The organism is Rhodococcus sp. T2V (assembly GCF_029269925.1).
GTDB classification, from domain to species: domain Bacteria; phylum Actinomycetota; class Actinomycetes; order Mycobacteriales; family Mycobacteriaceae; genus Rhodococcus_F; species Rhodococcus_F koreensis.
Map to the genome: position 1 here is coordinate 1 of NZ_JARJBD010000551.1, position 401 is coordinate 401.

2 pseudogenes are annotated in these 401 nt (G+C 65.6%); both read right to left on the reverse strand.

From position 1 onward, the window contains the following. Positions 1–136: pseudogene (locus P3H15_RS55370) on the reverse strand (TetR/AcrR family transcriptional regulator); the annotation flags it as partial. Then, positions 124–267, reverse strand: a pseudogene (locus P3H15_RS55740) (RNA-guided endonuclease TnpB family protein); the annotation flags it as partial. The pseudogenes P3H15_RS55370 and P3H15_RS55740, both read right to left, overlap by 13 nt. Positions 268–401 lie beyond the last annotated feature (134 nt).

A 401-nucleotide genomic window follows, 5' to 3' on the forward strand; every position in this document is an offset into this window, starting at 1 on the left:
GGACACCGGTGAAGGCACCGATCACGAACCGGGCGAACCGCGGCGGATCGATGTCAGATATGAGATCGCCCTCCACGATGGCGCGCCGCGCCAACTGCTCGCACGTAGTGATCCAGTCCAGGTAGGGATCGGTGGCCTCGACCACCGAATATCCAGCGGTTCGGACTGCTTGGCCAACCGGAGCTGCCCACCCCGGTAGGTGAAGCAGTTCGAGAAGTAGGTCGCCGAATCCTTCGACCGCCCCTTCCTCTTGAACTGCGGGTAACGGAGATCGCCGCGGATCTCGTCAATGCGGGTCCGGGACAGCACCGTGGCGGTGGACCTGGGTGGGATCAGTCGGTGCCGACGGCCCGCGAGCGGGATTTCGCTGCGCCGGTGCTCTCTTCGTCCGGGTACGCGCC